The sequence below is a fragment of the Micromonospora sp. NPDC007271 genome (assembly GCF_040634005.1).
In the GTDB taxonomy this organism is placed as follows: domain Bacteria; phylum Actinomycetota; class Actinomycetes; order Mycobacteriales; family Micromonosporaceae; genus Micromonospora.
Genome location: NZ_JBEYER010000024.1, coordinates 1 through 21,749, shown reverse-complemented (window position 1 = coordinate 21,749; position 21,749 = coordinate 1). Strand labels below are relative to the sequence as shown.

15 protein-coding genes and 1 pseudogene are annotated in these 21,749 nt (G+C 74.0%); 9 read left to right on the top strand and 7 right to left on the bottom strand.

The features are described 5' to 3' along the window. Positions 1-74 precede the first annotated feature (74 nt). The gene (locus ABZ570_RS11425) at positions 75-3,200 is read left to right on the top strand and encodes an amino acid adenylation domain-containing protein (protein ID WP_358060583.1); all 3,126 of its coding nucleotides are present in this window, start codon (positions 75-77) and stop codon (positions 3,198-3,200) included. Next, positions 3,200-8,731, top strand: a complete 5,532-nt coding sequence (locus ABZ570_RS11420; protein ID WP_358060580.1) for an amino acid adenylation domain-containing protein — start codon at positions 3,200-3,202, stop codon at positions 8,729-8,731. Before ABZ570_RS11425 ends, ABZ570_RS11420 begins: the two co-directional genes overlap by 1 nt. A gap of 98 nt (positions 8,732-8,829) precedes the next feature. Here the strand turns inward: ABZ570_RS11420 and ABZ570_RS11415 are convergent, their stop codons facing one another. Beyond that, complete coding sequence (locus tag ABZ570_RS11415) at positions 8,830-10,065, bottom strand: hypothetical protein (protein WP_358060577.1); 1,236 nt, start codon at positions 10,063-10,065, stop codon at positions 8,830-8,832. A 31-nt stretch (positions 10,066-10,096) separates the two neighbouring features. Next, positions 10,097-10,615 carry an NUDIX domain-containing protein gene (locus tag ABZ570_RS11410; protein ID WP_358060574.1) on the bottom strand — a complete coding sequence of 173 codons (519 nt, stop codon included), beginning with the start codon at positions 10,613-10,615 and terminating at the stop codon, positions 10,097-10,099. A 467-nt stretch (positions 10,616-11,082) separates the two neighbouring features. On the opposite strand from ABZ570_RS11410, the gene ABZ570_RS11405 reads away from it, so the two are divergent. Further along, positions 11,083-11,820 (top strand): methyltransferase domain-containing protein, encoded by a 738-nt coding sequence (locus tag ABZ570_RS11405; RefSeq protein WP_358060571.1) that lies wholly within the window; start codon positions 11,083-11,085, stop codon positions 11,818-11,820. A gap of 9 nt (positions 11,821-11,829) precedes the next feature. Here the strand turns inward: ABZ570_RS11405 and ABZ570_RS11400 are convergent, their stop codons facing one another. Both ABZ570_RS11400 and ABZ570_RS11395 read right to left on the bottom strand, forming a co-directional pair. Then, a complete protein-coding gene (locus ABZ570_RS11400) occupies positions 11,830-12,252 on the bottom strand; it encodes an OsmC family protein (RefSeq protein WP_358060568.1) in 423 nt (140 codons plus the stop codon). Positions 12,253-12,321: 69 nt separating this feature from the next. Next, the gene (locus tag ABZ570_RS11395) at positions 12,322-12,924 is read right to left on the bottom strand and encodes a DUF4291 domain-containing protein (RefSeq protein ID WP_358060565.1); all 603 of its coding nucleotides are present in this window, start codon (positions 12,922-12,924) and stop codon (positions 12,322-12,324) included. 99 nt (positions 12,925-13,023) lie between these two features. On the opposite strand from ABZ570_RS11395, the gene ABZ570_RS11390 reads away from it, so the two are divergent. Together ABZ570_RS11390 and ABZ570_RS11385 are read left to right on the top strand one after the other, a co-directional pair. After that, entirely contained in the window at positions 13,024-13,518 is a 495-nt protein-coding gene (locus tag ABZ570_RS11390; protein ID WP_358060562.1) for a type II toxin-antitoxin system PemK/MazF family toxin, read from the top strand. Positions 13,519-13,529: 11 nt separating this feature from the next. Beyond that, positions 13,530-14,534: a phosphotransferase gene (locus tag ABZ570_RS11385; protein ID WP_358060559.1), complete on the top strand. Its 1,005-nt coding sequence runs from the start codon at positions 13,530-13,532 to the stop codon at positions 14,532-14,534. 171 nt (positions 14,535-14,705) lie between these two features. On the opposite strand, the gene ABZ570_RS11380 is transcribed toward ABZ570_RS11385, so the two are convergent. Next, entirely contained in the window at positions 14,706-15,356 is a 651-nt protein-coding gene (locus ABZ570_RS11380) for a GGDEF domain-containing protein (RefSeq protein ID WP_358060556.1), read from the bottom strand. A 258-nt stretch (positions 15,357-15,614) separates the two neighbouring features. On the opposite strand from ABZ570_RS11380, the gene ABZ570_RS11375 reads away from it, so the two are divergent. The 3 genes from ABZ570_RS11375 to ABZ570_RS11365 all read left to right on the top strand — a co-directional run bounded on the left by ABZ570_RS11375 (position 15,615) and on the right by ABZ570_RS11365 (position 19,191). Continuing rightward, complete coding sequence (locus ABZ570_RS11375; RefSeq protein ID WP_358060553.1) at positions 15,615-15,878, top strand: DUF397 domain-containing protein; 264 nt, start codon at positions 15,615-15,617, stop codon at positions 15,876-15,878. A gap of 107 nt (positions 15,879-15,985) precedes the next feature. After that, entirely contained in the window at positions 15,986-16,873 is an 888-nt protein-coding gene (locus ABZ570_RS11370) for a helix-turn-helix transcriptional regulator (RefSeq protein WP_358060550.1), read from the top strand. An 860-nt stretch (positions 16,874-17,733) separates the two neighbouring features. Continuing rightward, positions 17,734-19,191, top strand: a complete 1,458-nt coding sequence (locus tag ABZ570_RS11365; protein WP_358060547.1) for a protein kinase — start codon at positions 17,734-17,736, stop codon at positions 19,189-19,191. Here ABZ570_RS11365 and ABZ570_RS11360 read toward each other — a convergent pair. Both ABZ570_RS11360 and ABZ570_RS11355 read right to left on the bottom strand, forming a co-directional pair. Next, complete coding sequence (locus ABZ570_RS11360; RefSeq protein WP_358060544.1) at positions 19,188-19,892, bottom strand: aminoglycoside phosphotransferase family protein; 705 nt, start codon at positions 19,890-19,892, stop codon at positions 19,188-19,190. The two genes, ABZ570_RS11365 and ABZ570_RS11360, sit on opposite strands and share 4 nt — an antisense overlap. 13 nt (positions 19,893-19,905) lie before the next feature. Further along, positions 19,906-20,742: an alpha/beta fold hydrolase gene (locus ABZ570_RS11355; protein ID WP_358060541.1), complete on the bottom strand. Its 837-nt coding sequence runs from the start codon at positions 20,740-20,742 to the stop codon at positions 19,906-19,908. A 744-nt stretch (positions 20,743-21,486) separates the two neighbouring features. Between ABZ570_RS11355 and ABZ570_RS11350 the strand changes: the two are divergent. Further along, positions 21,487-21,749, top strand: a pseudogene (locus tag ABZ570_RS11350) (hypothetical protein); the annotation flags it as partial.

Sequence of the window (21,749 nt, the reverse complement as noted above, 5' to 3'; positions counted from 1 at the left end):
GAGCGTCAGCGAGCGAATCATCAGCACCGTGCCGTGATGGCTCGTGGCGGCGCCGAGCGGAGCGAGGTGACGGCATGAGCGAGCGTCAGGAGTGGACTTTTCCGGCCTCTTTCGCCCAGGAGCGGGTGTGGATGGCCAACCAGCTCGACGCCGGCTCGCCGGTGTTCAACATCTCCAGCCCGTGGCGGTTTCCCGCCGGGATCGACGCGGGCACCGCCGTCGAGATCGTCAACAAGGTGGTGGCCCGGCACGAGTCGCTCCGTACCCACCTGCGCATGGACGACGGCGCGCTGGTGCAGGTGATCCGCGCGCACGAGCCGGTCGCGCTGCCCACCGACGACCTGCGTGACCTGCCGCCGGCCGAACGCGACGAGCGGTTCGCGGCGCTGCGCACCGAGGTGGCCCGGGCCCCGATCCCGCTGGACTCGCCGCGGCTGTGGCAAGCCCGGCTGGTCCGCGTCGACGACTGCTGGTGGCTGCTGTTCACCGTGCACCACGCCGTCTTCGACAGCCACTCGTCGGTGCTGTTCATCCGGGAACTCGCCGCGTTCGCCCAGGCCGCGCTGACCGGCACCGAGCCCGCCGTGCCCGAGCTGCCCATCCAGTACGCGGACCACGCGGTCTGGCAGCGCGACCAGCTCACCGGCGCGGAACTGGACCGCCAGCTCGCCTTCTGGACCGGCCACCTGGCCGGCGCGCCGCCGGTCACCGGCCTGCCGCTGGACCGGCCCCGCCCGGCACAGCTCGGCTTCGCCGGCGACGAGGTGCGCTTCGACCTGCCCGAGGGGCTGCTCGACCGGATCGGCGCGCTCGCCGCCGGGGCGTCGGCCACGCCGTACATGGTGCTGCTGGCCGGCTTCGCGGCGCTGCTGTCGCGGATCTCCGGCGAGACCGACGTGGTGGTCGGGGTCTCCACCGCCGGCCGGGACAGCGCCGAGGTCGCCTCGCTGATCGGCATGTTCGTCAACCCGGTGGCGCTGCGCTGCGACGTCTCCGGCGACCCGGCCTTCGCCACGCTGCTCCGCCGCGTCCGGGATGGCCTGGTCGACGCGATGGAGCACGGGCAGACCCCGTTCCAGAAGATCGTCGAGGCGGTCGACCCGCAGCGCGACCCGTCTGTGCAGCCGATCTTCCAGACCGCGCTGAACTTCATCCCCGACTCCGGCCTGGACCCGATCGAGCTGGGCACCACCAAGGACGACCTGGCGTTCGACATCACCACCGAGGAGAGCCGCCTGGTCTACCGGACCGAGCTGTTCGACCGGGCCACCGCCGAGGCGATCGTCGACCGGTACGTGCGGCTGCTCACCGCCGCCGTCGCCGACCCGGACCGGACGGTCGCCGCCCTGCCGCTGCTCGCCGACGCCGAACGCGACCTGGTGCTCGGCGCCGGGCAGGACACCGCGCCCGAGGTGCCGCCGGCCACCGTGGTCGACGAGGTGCGGCGGCAGGCAGCCGCCACCCCGGACGCCGTCGCGCTGGTCTGCGACGGGGCGTCCATGACGTACGCGGAGCTGAACACCGCCGCCAACCGGCTCGCCCGGCTGCTGGTGGCCCGTGGCGCCGGCCCGGAGACCCGGGTCGCGCTCGCCCTGCCCCGCTCCTGCGAGCTGGTGGTGGCGATCCTCGCCGTGCTCAAGTCCGGCGCGGCGTACGTCCCGATCGACACCACGTACCCGGCCGGCCGGATCGCGTACCTGCTGGAGGACGCCGAGCCGGCCCTGGTGGTGGCCGTCCCGGACACCGCCGCGCTGGTGCCGGCCGGGGCGCTGGTGCTGGACGGGGAGGTGGGCTCGGACCAGCCCGACGACGACCTCACCGACGCCGACCGGGTCGCCCCGCTGCTTCCTGCGCACCCGGCGTACGTGCTCTACACCTCCGGCTCGACCGGGCGCCCGAAGGGCGTGGTGGTGGAGCACCGGGCGGTGACCGCCTACCTGGCCTGGGCTCGACACACCTACCCGGGCCTGGCCGGCACGGCGCTGCTGCACTCGCCGGTCTCCTTCGACCTCACCGTCACCGGCCTGCTCGGCACGCTCACCGCCGGCGGCACCGTCCGGCTGGCCGCGATCGACTCCCCGACCGCCCGGGCCGGTGGCCGGCCGGACTTCCTCAAGGTCACGCCGAGCCACCTGCCGCTGCTGGACGGCGAGCTGTCGCCCACCACCGACCTGGTGATCGGCGGCGAGGCGCTCACCGGGGAGCAGCTCGCCGCCTGGCGGGCCGCCCACGCGGACGTCGCGGTCATCAACGAGTACGGCCCGACCGAGGCGACGGTCGGCTGCGTGGCCGCCCGGATCGCCCCCGGCGAGCCGGTCCCGGCCGGTCCGGTGCCGATCGGCACGGCCACCTGGCACATGCGGGCGCTGCTGCTCGACGCCGCCGGGCAACCGGTGCCGCCGGGCGTGGTCGGCGAGCTGTACGTGGCCGGCCCCCAGCTCGCCCGTGGCTACCACCGCCGCCCCGGCCTCACCGCCGAGCGCTTCCTGCCCTGCCCGTACGGGCCGCCGGGGGAGCGGATGTACGCCACCGGCGACCTGGCCCGCCGGCGTCCCGACGGCAGCCTGGAGTACCTGGGCCGCCGCGACGACCAGGTCAAGGTGCGCGGCATGCGGATCGAGCTGGGCGAGATCGAGGCCGCCCTGCTGGCCCACCCGGACGTCCGGGCGGCCGCCGCGGCGGTGCGTACCGACGCTGGCGAGCCGATGCTGGTCGGCTACCTGGTCGGCCCGGCCCACGAGGACTCGGTCCGCGCCGAGCTGGCCCGGGAGCTGCCCGCGCACCTGATCCCGGCGGCGCTGGTCCGGCTCGACGCGCTGCCCCTGACGCCGAACGGCAAGCTGGATCGGGCCGCGCTGCCCGCCCCGGCCGCCGCCGTCCCGGCCGAGGACGCCTACGTCGCCCCCCGCACCGAGGCCGAGGCCCTGGTCGCCGAGGTGTACGCCGAGATCCTCCAGGTGGAGAAGGTCGGCGCCCTGGACGACTTCTTCGCCCTCGGCGGCAACTCGCTGCGCGGCATGCGGGCGATGGCCCGGATCCGGGCCGAGGTGGACGTCGAACTGCCGATGCGGGCGCTGTTCAGCAGCCCCGTGGTGGCGGACCTGGCCGCCCAGATCGAGCAGCGGATCGCCGCCGAGCTCGACGGGCTCTCCGACACCGAGGTCGCCGCGCTGCTCGCGGCGGAAGAGGAAACCAGCTGATGACCGACCTGAAGGATCCGACCCGGGAGGCGGCCCGGCAGGCGCTGATCGCCAAACGGCTGCGCGCCCGCCAGGCCGCCCCCGCGGCCCGGATCACCCCCCGGCCCGCCGACGCCGAGGTGCCGCTGTCGTACGCCCAGGAGCGGGTCTGGTTCATGGACCAGCTCGCCCCGGGCGAGGCGGCGTACCACATCGCCGTGCCGCTGCGGGTGCGCGGCCCGCTCGACGTCGACGCGCTGCGCGCCGCCCTGGCCGCGCTGACCGCCCGGCACGAGTCGCTGCGTACCCGCTTTCCGGCCGACGCCGACGGACGTCCCACCGTCGTGATCGAGGAGACGGTGGATGTCCCGTTGACCATCGTGGACGCCCCCGACGAGCAGGCCGCCCAGGCCCTGGTCGACGCGGCCGCCGCCGAACCGTTCGACCTGGCCCACGGGCCGCTGCTGCGCGCCCTGCTGATCCGGCGCGCCGCCGACGACGACAATCCGGCCTCCGGGCCGCGAGACGGCACTCCGGACCGGATGAACGTCGACGACCACGTGCTGTTCCTCGGCCAGCACCACATCGTCGGCGACGGCTGGTCGGTGGACGTGCTGCTGCGCGACCTGATCACCCTGTACCGGGGCGGCGAGCCGCCCGCCCTGCCCGTCCAGTACGGCGACTTCGCCGTCTGGGAGGCGCGGGAGCTGGACGGCCCGCAGGCCCGGGCCCACGTCGACTACTGGAAGCAGCGGCTCGCCGGGATCACCCCGCTGGAGCTGCCCCTGGACCGGCCCCGCCCGGCCACCCAGACCTACCGGGGCGACTTCGTCGAGTTCCAGCTCGACCAGGCCACCACCGACCGGCTCAACGAGCTGACCCGGGCCGCCGGTGGCACGCTGTTCATGACGCTGCTCGCCGCGTACCAGGTGCTCCTGGCCCGGCACGCCGGCCAGGACGACTTCGCCGTCGGCGCGTCGGTGGCCGGCCGGTCCGCGCCCGAGCTGGAGAACGTGGTCGGCATGTTCATCAACATGCTGCCCCTGCGGGCCGAGCTGGCCGGCGACCCGACCTTCACCGAGCTGTTGGAGCGCACCCGGCGCAGCGTGCTGGACGGCTTCGAGCACGCCGAGGTGCCGTTCGCCAAGGTGGTCCACGAGCTGGGGCTGCCCCGCGACGTCAGCCGTTCGCCGGTGTTCCAGGCCATGTTCGTGCTGCAGAACTACGAGATCGGCCGGTTCACCGGCGTCTCCCGGGACGACGACGTCAGCTTCGAGTGGACGCCGATGGAGCTGCAGGCCACCCGGTTCGACTTCGAGTTGCACGCGGTGGAGACCGTCGAGGGGCTCTGGGGCAAGCTGGTCTTCAACACCGACCTGTTCACCCGGGACACCGTCGAGCGGATGGCCCGGCGCTGGACCGCCCTGCTGGCGTCGATCGTCGCCGCGCCGGACACCCCGATCTCCCGACTGGAGCTGCTGCCCCCGCCGGAGCGGGCGCTGCTGGCGGCCTGGAACGACACCGCCGCCGACTTCCCGCGTACCCAGACGCTGCACGGCCCGATCGAGGAGCGCGCCTCGTCCACCCCGGACGCGGTCGCCGTCACCATCGACGGGCGCAGCCTCACGTACGCCGAGCTGAACGCCGCCGCCAACCGGATCGCGCACCGGCTGCGCGCCGCCGGTGTCGGCCCGGAGACCCTGGTCGGGGTCTGCGCCGAACGGTCCGTCGAGCTGGTCGCCGGCCTGCTCGGCGTGCTCAAGGCGGGCGGCGCGTACCTGCCGCTGGACCCGGAGTATCCGGCCGACCGGCTGGCCTTCATGGTCACCGACGCGGACGCGCCGGTGGTGCTGGTGCAGGAACACCTGCGCGAGGTGCTGCCGGAGACCGCCGCCGCCGTCCTCGCCCTCGACGACGACGGAGTCTGGGCCGACCAGCCCACCACCGACCCGGAGCCGACCGCCGGCCCCGAGCACCTGGCGTACGTCATCTACACCTCCGGCTCGACCGGCCGGCCGAAGGGGGTGCCGAACACCCACCGGGGCATCGTCAACCGGCTCGACTGGATGCAGAAGACGTACCGCCTCGGCGCCGACGACGCGGTGCTGCAGAAGACCCCGGCCAGCTTCGACGTGTCGGTGTGGGAGTTCTTCTGGCCCCTGCGCGAGGGCGCCCGGCTGGTCCTGGCCAAGCCGGGCGGTCACAAGGACGCCGGCTATCTGCGCGACCTGCTGGTCGCCGAGCGGATCACCACCGCCCACTTCGTGCCGTCCATGCTCACCGTCTTCCTCGCCGAGGACGGGATCGAGGCGGCCACCGCGCTGCGCCGGGTGATCTGCTCCGGCGAGGAGCTGCCGCTGGCCTCCGCGGTCGACTTCACCGCCCGGCTGCCCTGGTGCGGGCTGCACAACCTGTACGGCCCCACCGAGGCGGCCATCGACGTCACCGCCTGGGCCTGCGACCCGGCCCGCCTCGCCGGGCTGGCCGGCGTGCCGATCGGCGCGCCGATCGCCAACCTGCGTCTGCACGTGCTCGATCCCGCCGGCCACGAGTGCCCGGTGGGCGTGGCCGGGGAGCTGCACATCGGTGGCGTCGGGCTGGCCCGCGGCTACCACCGCCGCCCGGCGCTGACCGCCGAGAAGTTCGTGCCCGACCCGTACTCCGGCGAGCCGGGCGCCCGCCTCTACCGCACCGGTGACCTGGCCCGCTGGGTCGTCTCGGCGGACGGGTCGGGCGTCATCGAGTTCCTCGGCCGGATCGACCACCAGGTCAAGCTGCGCGGCCTGCGCATCGAGCTGGGCGAGATCGAGAGCGCGGTGCGCGAGCAGCCCGGGGTGACCGAGGTGGCGGTGATCGTCCGCGAGGACAGCCCCGGCGACAAGCGGCTCACCGCGTACCTGGTCGGGCCCGCCGAGCACGCCGCGCTCAAGGCCGCGCTGAAGGAGCGCCTGCCGGAGTACATGGTGCCGGCCGCGTTCGTCACCCTGGACGCGCTGCCGCTGACCCCCAACGGCAAGCTCGACCGCAAGGCGCTGCCCGCGCCGGTGGTCACCCGTGAGGCGTCGGTGGCGCTGGTCGAACCGCGCGACGACACCGAGCGGACGCTCGCCGCCATCTGGTCCGAGGTGCTGGGGGTCGACACCCTCGGCATCGACGACGACTTCTTCGACCTGGGCGGGCACTCGATGCTCGCCACCCAGGTGGTCGCGAAGATCCGCAAGGCCGAGCTGGGCGGCCGGCCGGTCGGCGTGATGGACCTGTTCCAGCAGCGGACCATCCGCGAGCTGGCCGCGTTCATCTCCGGCGATGCCGCCGAGGACGGGCCGCGCCGGCTGCTCTACGAGCTGACCAGGCCGATCCCCGCCGGCGAGCGGGTGCTGTCCTACGTCTGCGTCCCGTACGGCGGCGGCAGCGCCATCGTCTATCAGCCGCTCGCCGACGCGCTGCCGGCCGGGCACGCCCTCTGGTCGCTGGCCATCCCCGGGCACGACGTCGGCCTCTCCGAGGAGGCGCTGCCCTTCGACGAGCTGACCACCCGGGTCGCCGACGAGATCCTGGAGCGGGTCGAGGGGCCGATCGTCCTCTACGGCCACTGCGGGGTGGGCAGCGCCATCGTCGCCGAGGTGGCCCGCAAGGTCGAGGCGGCCGGGCGGGACCTGGCCGCCGTCTACATCGGGGCGATGTTCCCGTTCGCCCGCCCCAAGGGCCTCTTCGCGACCATGCGCAACCGGCTGGAGCAGCTGCGCAGCAACAAGCACTACGCCAGCTGGCTCAAGTCGATGGGGGTGGACACCGACGAGCTGGACCCGGAGCAGGCCGACCGGATCATCAGCAACATGCGGGCCGACTCCCGCGCCTCCGAGGAGTACTTCACCCGGCTGCTCGACCAGCGGGCCACGAGGCTGCGGGCGCCGATCATCTCGGTGGTCGGCTCCGAGGACCCGGTCACCGACTACTACCGCGAGCGGTACGCCGAGTGGCAGTTCCTCAGCGACACCCTCGGGCTGGTGGTCCTCGACCAGGCCGGGCACTTCTTCCTGAAGTACCGCGCCGACGAGCTCGCTGAGATCGTCACCCGGGTCCACCCGGCGGTGGTCGCCGGCGACGTCGCGCCGCTCACCCCGGAGGCCCGGGGCGAGGACGCCGGCTGGGCGGTCCTCGACCGCCTGCGGGTCGGCGGCGAGGCGGAACGGCCGGCCACCTCGACGGTCAAGCCGAGCATGGCCCGGTTCCTGGCCGTCACCATCGGTCAGCTCGTGTCCAGCACCGGGTCCGCGCTGACCGCCTTCGCCCTGCCGATCTGGTTGTACAACCGGACCGAGTCGGTGGCCAACCTCGGCCTGCTCTGGGCGCTGGCGCTGATCTGCGGCGTGCTGATGCTGCCGATCGCGGGCGCGGTCGTCGACCGGGTCAGCCGGCGCCGCATCATGATGCTGGCCAGCTCCATCGCCGGGTCGATCCAGCTGGTCCTGGCCGTGCTGCTGTGGACCGACAACCTGGTGCTCTGGCACATCTACCTGCTGGTCGCGCTCAGCTCGGTCGCCGGGTCGTTCCAGCGGATCGCGCTCCAGTCGGCGGTGCCCCAGCTGGTGCCGAAGCGCTACCTCGGCCACGCGATGGGCATCACCCAGCTCTCCACCGGCGTCGCCACCCTGATGATGCCGGTCTTCGCGGCCGGCCTGCTCGCCGCGATCGACCTCAAGGGCATCCTGCTCGTCGACGTGGCCAGCTACGTGGTCGCGGTGACCACCCTGGCCCTGGTCCGCTTCCCCGACCTGCTCGGCTGGCGGCCCCGGGAACGGCTGCTGGTGGCCATCGCCAACGGCCTGCGCTACTCCTGGCACCACCGGGGCTTCCGGCTGATGCTCGGCTACTTCGCGCTGGGCAACATCTTCCTCGCTCCCGCGCTGGTGCTCATGACCCCGCTGGTGCTCTCCTTCGGCACCCCGACCCAGGTGGCGCAGGTGGCCCTCGCCGAGGCGGTCGGCGCGGTGATGGGTGGCGTGCTCATGTCGCTGTGGGGCGGCCCGCGCCGGCGGCGGATGATCGGCGTGCTGATCGCCAACCTCGGCACCGCGATCGGCTGCGTGCTGATCGGCCTGGACGCCTCGGTGGCGATGATCTGCGTCGGCATGTGCTGGCTGGCCATGGCGATGACCACCGCGCAGTCGATCTACGCGACCATCGTCCAGGTCAAGGTGCCGCAGCGCTACCACGGCCGGGTGTTCAGCCTCAACCAGACCATCGCCTGGTCGACGCTGCCCATCGGGTTCGCGCTGCTCGCGCCGGGGGCCACCGCCCTGTTCGAGCCGATGCTCGCCCCGGGTGGGTCGCTCGCCGGCTCGGTGGGCGCGGTGATCGGCACCGGTCCCGGCCGGGGCATCGGCTTCGCGTACGTCTGCTTCGGGCTGGCCCTCGTGCTGGTCACCCTCGGCGGCTTCGCGATCCGTCTGCTGCGCCGCTTCGACCTGGAGGTGGAGGACTCCCTTCCCGACGACCTCATCGGCGCCCAGGAGCGGCAACGCCGCCTCGCCGCCCGGACCGCCCCGTAAGGAAGGGCACCTTTTAACGCCAGCGGTAGAGAAGGGTTCCCTTCTCACGGCGAACAGTGCGGGGGCCTCCCGCAGGCACAAGCTGGAGGCCCCCGGGCTCACCACTGCGTGGGCGGGTCCGCCAGCTCGTCCTCGGGCAGCTCCTGGGGCTCCGCCACCCACGCCGAGTAGACCGGCAGGCCGTGCCACGGACCGCCCGCGCTGTCGGTGGCCACCGCCACCACCGCGTACGGGTGGCCGAACCGCAGCTCCGCGACGCGGGCGACACCCTCCGGCGGCAGCCCGGTCGCCACGGCGAGCCCGGTCACCGCGGCGGCCTCGAAGCCGTACCGGCCGTAGCGGGCCACCGCGGACTGGACCGCCTCGTACGGCGGCTCCGCCAACCCCATGAGCGTCCCGAGCGCCCGCGCGGCGGCGTCGAAGCCGAACCCGGCCGGCGTCAGGTCGTGCCGGCTCTCCGCCGACCAGCACGGCAGCACCGCGCTGACCCGCTCCTCCCGGCCGCCAGGGGCGAACGTGCGGACCGTCTCCTCCCGCAGCGTCCACAGCGGCGTGTCGACCAACGGCAGGTCGTACAGCGACCGCCGGCCCGGTTCCCTCCCGTCCGCCGCGCCGGCGGCGATCTTCTCGGCGGCGGCGAGGACGTCCGCCGCCGGCACGTCCGGCGCGGCGGCCACCGACACCACCAGCATCCCGGCCTCTACCCGGTCGGCGGACACCGGCCGGGCCGGCGCGGCGTGCACGGCCACCTCACCGGCCCGCTCGGTGGTCGCGATCCAGCGCCGGTGGCCGTGCCACGGGGTACGCAGCACCCGGTCGATCCGGCCCGCCCACGGGCTGTCCGGCCCGAGTTGTTCGGCGGGCGCCACCTGGAACGGCTCGGCCCAGGACACCTTCGTCGCCAGCGCGCTGGCCAGGATCAGCAGGGTGTCCGGCGTGACGCCGAGCGGGAACCGGTCGATGAGGCCGTCGGTGTGCTCCCGCGCCCACGCGTCCAGCGTCGCCTGGTCGGGCAGCGGGCCGGTCTGGGTCCGCTCCGGCAGGGTGGCGCGCCAGCCGGCCAGCTCGGCGAAGGGCGTCCGCTCCCACAGGGCGGTGGCGGCGGCGACCAGCGGATGCGGCGCGGCCAGCAGCGCGTGGGCCGCCTCGGCGGCGCGGTCCACGTCGGTGCCGAGCGCCTCCTCCAGCCTGGCCCGGGCGTCGCCGGTGGCGGCGGGGCCGGTGAGCGCGAGCAGCAGCCAGGCGCCGAGAGACGAGGCGACGTGGTGTGTGTCCCCGGCGGCGCGGTGCAGCCGCTCGGCGTAGTGGGCGAGGGGTCCGTGGATTGGGTTCACGGCTCCACTGTGCCGGTTGCCGGCGGATTCGTCATGACCACAGTTCGAACGGCTCGTCGATCTCCTCGCCGGACAGGAAGGCGGGCAGCAGTTCGGGCAGCCGCCCCGGGTAGCAGCGCGGCCGGGTGGTGACGATCTCGGCGACCGGCCACCACCGGAAGCCGAAGTAGTCCTCCACCTCGTAGTCGAGCCGCTCGGCCTCGTCCACGTCGGGTCCCGGCCCGGGCAGCCGTACCGGCACGACCACCTCGTCCTGCAGGTGGCGCAGCTGGCGGTGGATGAAGCTGGCCCGCCGCCGCCAGGTCGGCGCGCCGACCTCGGCCGGCCCGACCACGATGCCGGTCTCCTCACGCAGCTCCCGCACCGCCGCGTCGCGGTACGTCTCCCCGGGGTCGAGGCCGCCGCCGGGCAGCTCCCACCAGGTGCCGAGGCGGGGATGGTCGGGGTCGCGGGTGTGGAACAGCAGCAGCCGTTCGGCGGCGTCGAGCACCACCACCCGGACCGCCCGGCGTTCGAGCACCGGCAGGTCACGGGGCAGCTCGGGGATCATCGGTGCACACCGCCTTGTATGAAGCATCCAGAACTTACAAACACGGGGGTCGTGGTGGATTGCCGGGTCGTGGGGCAAGGGGTCCTACTCGGACTCCGCACGGAAGTAGACCGTGACTGAGTACCAGTCCCCGTCGGCCGTGACCTCGTTGTGCAGGACCAGGTCCTGGACCCACACCTGTCCGAGTTCCTCGATCGAGTCGGCGACCCGACGCAGTAGAGCCGGAACGTCATCCTGGCCCGGACCTGCGGGATTACTCTGCGAGAAGTGCCGTGAGGGGAAGGACTCTGTCTTCTGGGGCATCGTGGCAGTATCCAGCAGCTGACCGCCTCGGCTGGACCGGACGAGCCGACGAGCGCCTCGGCAGCCCGTTTGACCTCGCGCCAAGCCCGACCCGACCCGCTGGACGGTAGTTCGCACCGAAAAGGATCAGCGGCAACCGGTCCACCCCTGCGAGGATGGCGACCATGTCCGAGCTCTTCGGTGAGGTGGCCAGCGATTACAACGAAGCCCGCCCAGGCTACCCACCCGACCTGGTCGAGGCGATCCGCGCGTACCACGGCGGGACGCCCGACGCCCTGGTCGAGATCGGCGCCGGGACCGGCCTGGCCACCCGGGCGCTGCTCGCCCTGGGTACGCCGATGACCTGCGTGGAGCCCGACCCCCGGATGGCCCGGGTGCTGGCGGCCCACTTCCCCGAGGTCGAGGTGGTGACCGCTCCCTTCGAGGAGTGGACCGCGCCGCCCGGCGGGGTGCCGGCGCTGGCCTGCGCGCTGGCCTGGCACTGGCTGGACCCGGCCACCCGTAACCGGCGGGCCCACGACGCCCTCACCTCCGGCGGCACCCTGGCCGTCTTCGCGCACCGCTACGACTACGTCGACCCGGCCCATGCCGCAGGACTGCGGGCGGCGTTCGAGTCGGTGGACCCGGAGCCGCACCATGATCGCCCGGACGACTGGTTCCACGACGACATCGCCGACAGTGGGCTCTTCACCGACGTGCGGTCGGTGCGCTTCCAGCGCGCGGTGCCGCTGGACACGGCGGCGTACCAGCGGTTGGTCAGCACCTTCTCGCCCCAGCTGCGGCGGCCCCCGGAGCAGCGCGAGCGGGTGCTTGCCGCGGTAGGCGTGGCGGTCGACGGGTTCGGCGGCACGGTGGTGCTGGACCTGCGTACCACCCTGGTCCTCGGCCGCCGGCCGGCCTGACCCGGGCCGTCAGCCGGCGGTGCCGGTCACCTCGGCCTGCCGCAGCCGCACCGGAGTGCCCCGGCGCAACGAGTTGGGGATCTCGGCGATCCCGTCGACCCGGGCCACCAGCTCCCGCAGCCGTTCCTCGGGCGCGTCGCCGTCGATCCGTAGATCGTAGCTGATCTCGGTCGAGACGGCAGGGTCGCCGGTGAAGTCGCCGTGCACGGTGACCTCCACCCGGTGCAGGGTGATCCCGGCCGCCCGGGCCTCCCGGAACAGGTCATTGGAGACGCAGCCGGCGACGGCCAGGTAGAGCAGTTGCCCGCCGTTGAAGCCGAGGCCGTCCCCGCCGCCGTCCGCCGGTCGGTCCACCACCAGCGTGAACGGCCCCGCCGAGCCGATCGCCGCCGGCCGGCCCGGCAAGCTGCGCGTGCTTACCTCGAAGGTCATGCCGACCACCTCCGCCCTTTCCGGCCAGATCGAGTCAACCACCCGGGCCCGGCCGGAAACCTCCGCGCTTCAGCCCGAACCAGCGTCGACCGTCCGGGCCACCTCGGCCGGGAGCGGGTACGGGTGCTCCACCGGCAGCAGCGCCGCGGCGCCCGGCTCGTCGCCGGCGGTGAGCCGGTCGTGCACCGCCCGGGCCAGCGGCGTGACGTCGGTGAGGCCGACCAGCCACTCGTCGACGTACCGGTGGACCGCCTCGCCGGAGAGGCCCACCTGCAGCGAGCGGTACGGCAGCGGCGCCAGCCGCAGCGACCGCTCCGGATCCCACTGCACCCGAACCGGGCTGGTACGCAGTTGCCGCTGCCAGGCGGCCCGGTCGGCGTACAGGTGGCGGTGGTAGCTGCTGAGGCAGGCGTGCCCGAGGGCCCACTCGAAGCCGGCCCGGCTGATCTCCACGGCCAGCACCCGTTCCTGCCCGGGTTTCCGGGCCCACCCACAGCGGTACATCATCCACCGGAACGACGGCTTGATCCAGGTCATCCGCTCGCGCTTGAACGGCGGCACGAACCGGCCGGCGGCCAGCGCGGCCTCGGCGATCTCCGGGCCGTACGCCTGGTAGACGGTGACGGTGTCGGCGGTGAAGGTGGCGCGGATCTGGTGGGCGGGAACGGTCACCGGAGGATCGTCGCCGAGCCGCCGCCCGCCCGGCCACCGGGTTTCGCCTCCCGGGTCCGGGCATCCAGGTGCGTGTGCGTGGACGATAGGCTGCCGGCCGTGGCTGGTCTGTTGAGGAGTGTGGCGTCCCGGCTCGGCCGGATCACCGGGGGCGCGGTCGCGCCCGCCCCTGCCGCCGGGCGGATCCCGGCGCAGGTCGCCCGGCGCCGCCAGGTCGCCGCGCTGCAGCGGCGCGAGCTGTCGTACGCCCCGGAGTTGGACGGGCAGGCCGACCCGGGGGAGATCGTCTGGACCTGGGTCCCGTACGAGGACGACCCTCGCCAGGGTAAGGACCGCCCGGTGCTGGTGGTCGGCCGGCAGAGCCGGACGCTGTTCGGGCTGATGCTCTCCAGCCAGAGCGACCGGGACGGCCAGCGGCACTGGCTCGCCCTCGGCCCGGGGGAGTGGGACCGGGACAACCGCCCGAGCTGGGTACGCCTCGACCGGGTGCTCACCATGCGCGAGGACAGCATCCGCCGCGAGGGCGCGGTGCTGGACCGGCCGCGGTTCGACCGGGTAGGCCAGGCGCTGCGCGCCGGCTACGGCTGGCGCTGAACGGGACACCGATGGATGACCAGCTCGCCGCGCGGGTCGCCGAGGAGTTCGGACTGGCCCTGGTCACCGCCGTACCGGTGGGGTTCGGCGCGGATCCGACCGCCACACTCTGGCGGGCCACCACCCGGGACGGTCACGAGTACGCGGTCAAGCTCAGCGGCGGCGGCGCCCCGGCCGGGCTCGTGGTGACCGCCCGGCTCGCCCAGCGGGGCGTACCGGGTGTGCCGGCGCCGCTGGCCACCCGGGACGGCCGGCTCAGCGCCGTCCACGACGGACGCCGGCTCACCGTGGTGCCGTGGGTCTCCGACGATCGGGCCGCCGCCGGCGGTATGCGTCCCGCCCACTGGCGCCGGTACGGCGCCCTCCTCGCCGCCGCGCACGCGGCGCCGCCGTCCGACGAACTGGCCGGGCTGCCCCGGGAGGACCACACCCACGCCGCGATCGAGGCGGCGGTGCGGGAGACCGACCGCCGGCTGCGCGCGGTGGACGACTCGGCCGACCGGTGGACCCGGGAGGTGGCCGCGCACTGGCGGAGGGCCGCCGCCGACGCCGCGCGGCTGCTGGACGAGGTCGACCGGCTCGGCGCGGAGCTGCGGGCCCGGCCGGCCGAGCTGGTGGTCTGCCACGGCGACCCGCACCTGGGCAACGTGCTGCTCGGCCCGGACGAGCAGGTCTGGCTGATCGACTGGGACGATGCGGTGCTCGCCCCCAGGGAACGCGACCTGATGTTCGTGTTCGGCGGTGGGCCGGTCTTCGCCTTCGACAGCCGGCTGGACGAGGCCGCCTTCCGGGCCGGCTACGGCCCGGTGGAGCCGGACCAGGACCGGCTCGCGTACCACCTCGGGGTCCGGGCGCTCGACGACTTGTGGAGCTGGTCGGCGGAGGTGGCCGACGCCGGCCGGTCCGAGGCCGACCGGGTCCGGGCGCTGCGGATCGTGGAGGGCCTGCTGTCGCCGTCGGGTCTGGTCAGCCTCGCCCGCGGCGCCCTGCACGACCTGGGCCGCTGGGCCGGCTGACCGGCTCGCCGCGGCGCTGGGCCGGGTAGCCGCCCGCCGCCCTGTCGCCCTCGGCCCGGCCGCTCAGCACCCCAGCTGCGTGGCGTCCGTGAGCCGGTCAGCACTCGGTCAGCCGCATGACGTCCGTGAGCTGGTCAGCACTCGGTCAGCCGCATGACGTCCGTGAGCTGGTCAGCACTCGGCCAGCTGCGCGGCGTCCGCGAGCTGGCGGGGGCGCCGCGCCGCCCCGACGCTCTTCGCCTGGTACATCGCCGCGTCGGCCCGGCAGAGCGCGTCGGCCAGCTGGGTCGGACAGTGCACCGGGGCGAGCCCGACGGAGGCGGTCACCTGCACGGTGCGGGCGCCGAGCGGGATCGGCGCGGCGAGCGCCTCGCACAGCCGACGGGTGGCGTGCTCGATCCACCGCCGGTCCACCGTCGGGCTGGCCAGCAGCCCGGCGAACTCGTCCCCGCCGAGCCGGGCGACCAGGTTGTCCCCGGCGAACGCGGACAGCCGCTGCGCCACGCTGACCAGCACCTGGTCGCCGGCGGCGTGCCCGTAGCGGTCGTTGACCAGCTTGAAGTCGTCGAGGTCGAGCACGATCGCCACCAACGGCTTGCCGGCGGCGTCGGTCAACAGCGCCGCGGCCAGCCGGTAGAAGGCCCGTCGGTTCGGCAGGCCGGTGAGCGGGTCATGGCTGGCGGCGTGCCGCTCGGCGGCCAGCTCGGCCTGGAGCAGCTCGATCTCCGCCTCCGCGCGCAGTGCCCGGCGGCGCAGCTGCCACGCGGAGATGAGCGCACCGGCGGCGGAGACCCCGGAGGCGATGGTCATCGGGTCCGGCACGCACCCTCCTTCACCGCAGCTGTCGGCCTCGCCGGGCGGGACCTGGACGACTGGCCAGACCCGTGTTTCTCCTGCACACAACCGTGGCGGGGTGACCCACAGTGAACGGATGGGTACACCGCACGTGCGCTATCATGCTCGCTGTCCATTGCAGATGCAATAGCAGATGCACGTGCATTTCGATCCTCAGTCGACAGACCGTCGCCACCCACCCGCTCCTCCATGCGGCACCGGCTGGCTTTCCGCGGAGGGACGCCCATGCAACCGCCCCAGAACGGCGTACTGGCCAGCGAACTGCCGCCACTGCGGTGGCAGAAGAGCCGCCGCAGCAACCCGAGCGGCAACTGTGTCGAGCTGGCCGAACTGCCCGACGGGGCCGGGATCGCGGTACGCAACTCGCGGCACCCCGAGGGCCCGGCGCTGATCTACACCGTGGACGAGATCGCCGCGTTCGTCCTCGGCGCGCGCGACGGCGACTTCGACCACCTGATCGCCGGCCCTAGGCTCCATCGACGCAACTGACTCGGCCGTCCGGAGGAGTTCACCTCACCGACGGTTCATGGCATGCTTACACGTCGGTCGGGCTGGGGCATCCGGCCGGGACAGCGGGCAGGGCGAAGGACGGCCAGGTGACGACGGTGTCCGTCGAGGGGGGTCCGACCAGCGGGCCGACAGTGTTGCGCATGCTGCTCGGGGCGCAGCTGCGCCGGCTCCGCGAGGGTGCCGGGGTGAGCCGGGAGAGCGCCGGCTGGGAGATCCGCTCCTCCGAGTCGAAGATCAGCCGGATGGAGCTGGGCCGGGTCGGCTTCAAGGAGCGCGACGTCGCCGACCTGCTCACCCTCTACGGCGTCACCGCCGCCGGGGAACGCACGGCGCTGCTCAAGCTGGCCCGCGACGCGAACAGCCCCGGCTGGTGGCACCGCTACAACGACGTGCTGCCCACCTGGTTCCAGTCCTACCTCGGGCTGGAGGCCGCCGCCGTGCTGATCCGCACGTACGAGGTGCAGTTCGTCCCCGGCCTGCTCCAGACCCCCGAGTACGCCCGGGCGGTGATCCTGCTCGGCCACCGCGGCGCCTCCGAGGCGGAGCTCGACCGGCGGGTCAACCTCCGGACGGAGCGCCAGCGGGTGCTGCACCGCAGTGACCCGCCCCAGCTCTGGGCGGTGCTCGACGAGGCCGCGCTGCGCCGGCCCATCGGCGGCATGAGGGTGATGCGCGAGCAGCTCGACGCGCTGATCGAGGCGACCGCCGCGCCGCACGTCCGGCTCCAGATCGTCCCCTTCGACGCCGGTGGCCACGCCGCCGCCAGCGGGGCGTTCAGCATCCTCCGCTTCGGCGACGAGGACCTGCCCGACATCGTCTACATCGAACAGTTGACCAGCGCGGTCTATCTGGACAAGCGCGACGACCTCGACTACTACGCGCTGGCCATGGAACGGCTCTGTGTGGAGGCCGCGCCCCCGGAGCGGACCCGCGAACTGCTCACCCGGATCCGCGACGAGCTCTACCCGGGCTGACCAGTGCCGCTCGGCACCCAGCGGCGCGGGCAGCCCCCGTCGGCCGATCCGTTCGCGGTGCGCTTCCTCACCGGGGTCAGCGAGGTGGCCGAACGTCACGGCACGCGTTGGCGTTCGGTTCGGATTCGCCGGTGACGCCGGAACCTCCTGCTGGTGCCGCTGCCCGCCGAGCGGGCCCGGGTGCGGGCCGCCATCGACAACGCCGCGGTCGACGGCTTCTGCGTCTACTGCGTCGGCGACGAGGACTGGGCGCTGGCCGCCCTTCGCGACCGCGGGCTGCCGTACGTCACCACCGCCTCCCGGCCGGACGGCCGGCCCGGCGGACCGCTACGTCGGCATCGACGAGCGGTCGGCCGCCCGGTCCGTCGCCGATCACGTCGCCGCGCTCGGTCACCGCCGGGTGGCCCTCCTCGCCGACACCGTGCTGCCCGACGCCCCCGGCGGGCCGCTCCGCCTGGCCGCCCCGGCCGACGCCCGGCACCCGACGACGCGTGGCCGGACCTCAACCGGTCCCGTCACCAGGAGCTGATCATGGAACATTCCACCGGTTTCGTCCTTGCCGTAGACGCCGTGACCCGGCATGTCAACTCGGCGCGCCCCGACGCGCCGGTCCGCCCCGACCGGCCCGCGCGCCCCCTGCTGGCCCCCACCCGGCTGGCCGCCGCGGGCGCCCTGCGCCGCTCGCCGACGTCATGGAACCCCACCCGGCATCCGCCCCCTCCTGCTGCCCCTGAGTGGCGGCCGACGGGGTCGTCCGGGTGGCCGCCACCGGACGATCCCCACCGGGGATTCGTCCCTTCACGCCCGAATGGGGCACCGGGTTGGTGCGAGGCGCGGAGCGCCAGGCAGACTGGATCATTATGTCGCCGTTCACGCCCACGTTGCGGCTGCACGATCGGTACGTCCTGCGCGAGCGCATCGGCCTCGGCGGGATGTCCGAGGTGTGGCGCGCCGACGACGAGGTCCTGCACCGCCCCGTCGCGGTCAAGGCCCTCGCCACGCAGCTCGCCGCCGACCCGCAACTGCGCGCCACCATCCAGCGCGAGGCCCGCGCCGCGGCCCGGCTCACCCACCCGCACGTCACCCAGGTGTACGACTACGCCGAGGCCACCCTGCCCGACGGCTCCCTCGTGCCGTACCTGGTGATGGAGCTGGTGGAGGGGCAGACCCTCGCCGACCGGCTGGCCGGTGGACCGCTCGCCTGGCCGGAGGCGGTGCGGCTGGCCGGCCAGGTCGCGGCCGCCCTCGCCGCCGCGCACCGGATCGGCGTGGTGCACCGCGACATCAAGCCGGGCAACGTGATGCTCACCGAGACCGGCGCGAAGGTGCTCGACTTCGGCATCGCCACCCTCGCCGGGCCCCGGCACCCCCTCGCCGGCCAGACCGGTGAGCTGCTGATGGGCACCCCCGCGTACTTCGCCCCGGAACGGATGAAGCCCGGCCCGCCGAATCCGGCGAGCGACGTGTACGCCCTCGGCACGCTGCTCTACCGCACCCTCACCGGGCGGGCCCCGCTGCCCGTGCAGACCTGGCAGGACGTGCTCGACGTGCAGGCCCGGCAGATGCCCGTGCCACCGCTGCACATCCCCGGTCTCCCCGCCGACGTCGCCGAACTCACCCTGGCCTGCCTCTCCGCCGATCCGGCCCGACGGCCGACCGCCGCCCAGCTCGCCTCCCGGTTCGGCGCCGGCCAGCCGGCCGACCCGCCGACCGCGATCCTGCCCACGGTCGCCCGGCCCGCGCACCCGCCGACCCTCATCGACCGGGCCGCCGCGCCGGTGCGCCCGGTTTCGTCGCCGGCCGCGTCCCGCCCGCCCGCCCGGTCGAACCGGCTCCTCGTCGGGCTGGTCGCCGCCGGTGCGGTGCTTCTGCTCGGGCTGGTCGGCACGCTGCTGCTCGACGGCCCCTCGGGGCCGCCGCAGGGCACCGGCCCGGCCACCTCCGCGTCCGCCGACGCGCCCACGCCGGAGTCGCCGTCCGCCGCCCCGGAGTCGTCCAACCCGCCGGAGGAGCCGGCCACCACGGACCAGCCGGTGCCGGTCACCGCGCGCCAGCTCGCCGCCGAGTTCGCCGACCTGCTCGCCCAGGCGGAGGCCACCCGGAAGATCGACCGCAAGACCGCCGAAAGCCTACGTAAGAAGGCCGCCGAGCTGGACCGGGGCAAGCCGAAGGACCGGGCCAAGCGCCTCGCCGACCTACGCGAACGGATCGACGACGCGGTGGACGACGGGAAGATCGACGGGGGCACCGCGGCCAACCTGCAGGGGCTGCTCGACGTCTACGAGCAACTGCGCGGCCTCAGCCCCGACGACGACTAGGTCGGGCCGGTCACGGGCCGGGTAGCGCCAGATCCCTGGCACCCGCCCGGGTCGCCCGGCGCCCCCGCGGCGAGGACCAGCCCGACCGCCTCGGGCAGCCGGGCGGCGTCCAGCGTTCCGAGGCCGGCGCGCAGCCGAGCGGCCGCCGCGACCGACTCGAGCGGCCCGGCCTCGGCCACATATGCCGTCAGCAGTTCGTGCGCCGCTGCCGAGAGCGGCAGAGAGCGGTCCACGGCCACCTCGGCGAGGATCAGCGCGGTCATCGCCCGGTCCAGCGCGGACGGCCCCTCGCGGGCGTTGGCCCAGTCGATGACGACCGGTCCGGCCGGCGCGAGGATCACGTTCTCCGGGTGGAGGTCGAGGTGCAGGATCCGGATCGCCGGATCGGTCGCCCGGACGGCGGGCAGTGCGTGTAGCCGGGAATGCAGGTCGACCAGGAGACGGGCCGCGGGCCGGAACCCGACATCGCCCCCGACGAGCGCCTCGACCAGCGTCGGACCGGTCACCCATTCGAGTACCAGATCCGGGCCGTCGGCATGGTGTACCCGGGGCACCGGATAGCCCTCGGCGTGCAGGTGGCGCATCATCTCGGCCTCGGCACGTACGTCCCCGCCGGACCGGTACCGGCGCAGCACCCGGTCGCCGGCCAACGCGTACACGTCGGCGGTCCGGCCGGAGGCCAGGGGAGCGGTCGGAATCATCGGACGACCCACCTCACCGGCCCGCCGCCAACCGCTCCGCTGCCCCCACCGTCGCGTCGCGGCCGGCGAAGAAGTCGGCCAACACGGGCGCCAGGACGGCCTCCGGCACCTGATGCCAGTCCCCGCGCATGCTGCGCCGGTGGCCGTGCGGCAGCGCCGCCGCGACGCCGGCGGCCCAGCCGCGCAGCCGCGCGTCGCTCTGCTCGCTGTCGATCACCAGGGCCGGCACGCTGACCCGGGCCAGCTCGTCCGCCGGCAGTGCGTCGACGATCGTCAGGTCGTACACCAGGGTGTGGGCCAGCTGCTCCAGCGCAGGCCATGAAGGGCTCCCCCGCATGCCCTCGGTCAGCTCGGCCGGCACGCCGATGGCCGCCTGAAAGTGCGCCACCGCGTCGCCTCGGCGGCCCGCCGTCACCAGCTGGGCGATTTCCGCGGCCAGCCCCGGCTCGCCGGTCGGCGCTTCGGCCAGGTCGAGCGGGGGTTCGAGCAGCGCCAGCCTGCCGACCGGCAGCCCCCGCGCGGCCGCGACCAGCGCCAGCACCGCCCCGGACGAGAACCCGAACAGGCCCGCCGGACCGCCCACCTCCTCGACCAGCGCCCGCAGGTCGTCGACCTCCCGGTCCACGTGGTACGGAGCGGTGTCCGAGCTGCGGCCCCGGCCCCGCCGGTCGTAGCAGATCACGGTGAACTCGTCGGCGAGCAGGGCAGCCAGGGGACGCATCGGCCCCATCTCACGGAATCCGCCGGCGGCGTCCACCATGATCACCGTCGGCCCGGTGCCGCTGCGCTCGTACGCGATGGTGGTGCCGTCAGCGGACCGGACGGTGCCCTCGACGGGTGTGCGGGTCATCGGCCTTCTCCTCTCCGGGGCCGTCGGCCCCGTCGCCCCACCGTAGGTGACCGGTCCGACACGGTCGCCCGCGCTCAAGCGCCACCGGGCCCCCGACATGATCGCCTCCGTGTTTGGTTGCGGTTTCGGGTGTGGCCCGCCGGGTCCGTGTTCGCGGTTTGGGTGTGTCCCGCCGTGCCCGGCTCCGGGCGGTCAGGCTTGATCCCTGCGCCGGTCATGGCGGGCCACACTCCCGTCGTGCGCGTTCTCCGTCCGGAGGTGCCGCCTGCGTGTCCTGGGTCCGGTGTACGCCTCTGGTCCGCGGCTCACGGTCTGTAGAAACGGGAGTTGATCGACTCCGTGTGCGGCATGGGGTGGTATCCCGGGTTGCCGGATACCGCCGTTTGCGCGACATGGAGTGGATCACCCGAGTTCGTGATCGGCTGTCCCGGCGCCGTGGTGGGTATGTCCCGTTTGTGGCCGTGACCGGCGGCACCCTGGGCCCGGAATGGCGGGCGGCCCAGACCCGTTGAGCACGCACGGCCGAGGAAGACACCCCCGCACGGGGGCCGACAAGCCCTGGAATGTCGGTGGGTCGCCGGTCGTTGAGTATGGTCCCGGCGCCGCGAAGAGGCCCCGCCCCGCGAGCTGCTGGACCCCCTGAGACTTCCCCCTTTGAGCGCCTGACGTGGTGCTTGCGCACACCGGAACTGCCGACCCCCTTGGCGGTGTGTGTGCGCCAAACCCCCGAATGGAGCTTTGGTCATGAAGACGATGCTGCTGCGTAAGACGGTTCTTGGTGTTGCTGGTCTGGCTTTCACCGGTGGTGTGTTCGCCGGTCCGATGGCGGCTCACGCCGCTGAGCCGGTTGCCGCTGCCAAGCCGGTTGCCGCCGTGCAGCCTGACAAGCCGGCGGTGGATCAGGCGAAGCTGGTGCCGCATGGTGTGCAGGGCGTCCAGTCGCACATCGACTTGAACGGCGAGCAGGCCGGGAACGCGAAGGCGATCATCGCCGCGACGAAGAAGGC